The sequence below is a fragment of the Microbacterium umsixpiens genome (genome assembly GCF_053543675.1).
Map to the genome: position 1 here is coordinate 12,168 of NZ_JBLVOH010000028.1, position 2,654 is coordinate 14,821.

At 69.1% G+C, this 2,654-nt stretch carries 2 protein-coding genes, 1 pseudogene and 1 riboswitch; of the genes and pseudogenes, 1 reads left to right on the forward strand and 2 read right to left on the reverse strand.

The window, feature by feature from the left end; all coding sequences use genetic code 11:
- Nucleotides 1-13 precede the first annotated feature (13 nt).
- Nucleotides 14-892, reverse strand: coding sequence for a bifunctional methylenetetrahydrofolate dehydrogenase/methenyltetrahydrofolate cyclohydrolase (locus tag ACNPM4_RS02925; protein WP_105711858.1), 879 nt, complete (start codon nucleotides 890-892; stop codon nucleotides 14-16).
- Complete coding sequence (glyA, locus tag ACNPM4_RS02930) at nucleotides 889-2,163, reverse strand: serine hydroxymethyltransferase (RefSeq protein WP_029262328.1); 1,275 nt, start codon at nucleotides 2,161-2,163, stop codon at nucleotides 889-891. The genes ACNPM4_RS02925 and glyA overlap by 4 nt, the downstream gene beginning before the upstream one ends.
- Nucleotides 2,164-2,203: 40 nt before the next feature.
- A riboswitch (ZMP/ZTP riboswitch) is annotated at nucleotides 2,204-2,288 on the reverse strand.
- Nucleotides 2,289-2,461: 173 nt separating this feature from the next.
- On the opposite strand from glyA, the pseudogene ACNPM4_RS02935 reads away from it, so the two are divergent.
- Nucleotides 2,462-2,654, forward strand: a pseudogene (locus ACNPM4_RS02935) (beta-N-acetylhexosaminidase); the annotation flags it as partial.

Sequence of the window (2,654 nt, forward strand, 5' to 3'; positions counted from 1 at the left end):
CGGCGGCCGGCGGCTACACGACCCGCTCGGCGGCCTCGACGACATTCGTCATGAGCAGGGCGACCGTCATCGGCCCCACACCGCCGGGGTTCGGCGAGATGTAACCAGCGACATCCGCGACGCCGGGGGCGACGTCACCGAAGACCAGGCTCTTGCCGGTCTCCGGGTGCGTCTCGCGCGTCACGCCGACGTCGAGCACGGCGGCACCGGGCTTGACGTCCTCGGCGCGGATCAGGTGCTTGACGCCGGCCGCAGCCACGATCACGTCCGCCTCACGCAGGTACCGCGGCATGTCGACGGTGCCGGTGTGCGTCAGCGTGACCGTCGCGTTGAGGTCGCGGCGGGTGAGCAGCAGCCCGATGGAACGGCCGATGGTGACGCCGCGCCCGACCACGACCACGTGCTTGCCCTTGAGGTCGTAGTCGTTGCGCAGCAGCAGCTCGATCACGCCGCGCGGCGTGCAGGGCAGCGGTGTGTGGATCGGACCGTTGACGTTCAGCACGAGGCGGCCGAGGTTGGTCGGGTGCAGTCCGTCGGCATCCTTCGCCGGATCGATCCGCTCCAGGATGGCGTCGGTGTCGAGGTGCTTCGGCAGCGGCAGCTGCACGATGTAGCCGTGGCACGCGGGGTCGGCGTTGAGCTCGTCGATCAGCGCCTCGACCTCGGCCTGCGTCGCATCCGCCGGCAGCTCGCGCTGGATCGAGTTCATCCCGATCGCCTCGGACTGCCGGTGCTTCATGCCCACGTACAGCTGCGATGCCGGGTCTGCACCGACGAGCACCGTCGCGATGCCCGGGGTGACGCCCCGCTCCTTCAGCGCCGCGACGCGTTCCGTGAGTTCGGCACGGATCGCTGCCGACGCTGCCTTCCCGTCGAGGATCTTCGCCGTCACTGCTGCAGGTCCGGGTAGAGGGGGAACGCGGCGGCCAGGGCGTCGACGCGGGCGCGCAGCGACTCCACATCCGCACCCGGGAGCAGCGCGAGGGCGATGATGTCGGCGACCTCGGTGAACTCGGCGTCACCGAAGCCGCGGGTCGCGAGCGCCGGCGTGCCGACGCGCAGACCCGAGGTCACCATCGGCGGACGCGGGTCGTTCGGAACGGCGTTGCGGTTCACGGTGATGTGGATGTCGTGCAGCAGGTCTTCCGCCTGCTTGCCGTCGATCTCGGCGTCGCGCAGGTCGACCAGCACCAGGTGCACGTCGGTGCCGCCCGAGCGCACCGCGATGCCGGCATCCTTCACGTCCTGCTGCGAAAGGCGCTCGGCGATGAGCTTCGCTCCGCGCAGCACGCGCTCCTGGCGCTCCTTGAATTCCGGGGTGCCGGCGAGCTTGAACGCAGTCGCCTTGGCGGCGATCACGTGCATCAACGGTCCGCCCTGCTGGCCCGGGAAGACCGCGGTGTTGATCTTCTTGGCGAGCTCGGCGTCGTTCGTGAGGATGAAGCCCGAGCGCGGGCCACCGATGGTCTTGTGCACGGTCGAGGAGACGACGTGGGCGTGCGGAACCGGGTTCGGGTGCAGACCCGCGGCGACCAGACCGGCGAAGTGCGCCATGTCCACCCAGAGCAGCGCGCCGACCTCATCGGCGATCTCGCGGAAGGCCGCGAAGTCCATGGTGCGCGGGTAGGCCGACCAGCCGGCGATGATGACCTTGGGCTTGTGCTCGATCGCGAGGCGGCGGACCTCCGCCATGTCGATGGTCGAGGTCTCGGGGTCGACACCGTACGCGACGATGTCGTAGAGCCGGCCGGAGAAGTTGATCTTCATGCCGTGCGTGAGGTGGCCGCCCTGGTCGAGAGACAGACCGAGCAGGGTGTCGCCGGGGCGGGCGATCGCGTGCAGGACCGCGGCGTTCGCCGACGCGCCGGAGTGCGGCTGCACGTTCGCGAACTCGGCGCCGAACAGGCTCTTCGCCCGCTCGATCGCGAGGGACTCCGCGACGTCGACCTCTTCGCAGCCACCGTAGTAGCGGCGGCCGGGGTAGCCCTCGGCGTACTTGTTCGTGAGCACGGAACCCTGCGACTGCAGGATCGAGACGGGAACGAAGTTCTCCGAGGCGATCATCTCGAGGAAGGTCTGCTGACGCTTCAGCTCACGGTCGAGGACCTGTGCGATCTCGGGGTCGACCTCGGCGAGCGGGGCGTTGAAGTAACGGTCGGTCATGGTGACATGCTCCTTTGACGACGGATTCGAAAGGGGTGTTCCTATCGGCCCAGGCGCGCGGTCGAATTCCGTGGTCAGTCGCTCCCCGGTGGTAGTCCACCCAGACGCCAGTCGCGACGGTTACGAGCATAGCGGATGCCCGAGGCGGCGAACGCGGAGACATCGACACCCCGCCACAGAATCGATTCGATTCCCCGTTCCGTTGAGGGGCCGCGGCAGGTAGGTTTTGTTCATGGTCCTTCCTCATCCCCTTCCTCTCGTACCCGTGCCCGTCTCCGCCGCCGCACGAGGAGGGCGGATGCCCGTCACCGCGACGACGCGCGTGCTCGGCTCCTCCCCCGCCGCCGCCCAACTGATCGACGCGGTGGAGCGCCGCACCGGCATCCGCCTCTCCGTCGCCGACGAGGCCCCCGCCGAGATCGAGCTGTTCGTCGACCCGAATTCGTCGGCGCCGGAGGGCTACACGCTCGAGATCGGTGAGCGGGCCGTCG

Bases quoted from the DNA above. Each gene is read 5' to 3' on its own strand.
- glyA (WP_029262328.1), bottom strand. From the start codon at position 2,163: ATGACCGACCGTTACTTCAACGCCCCGCTCGCCGAGGTCGACCCCGAG.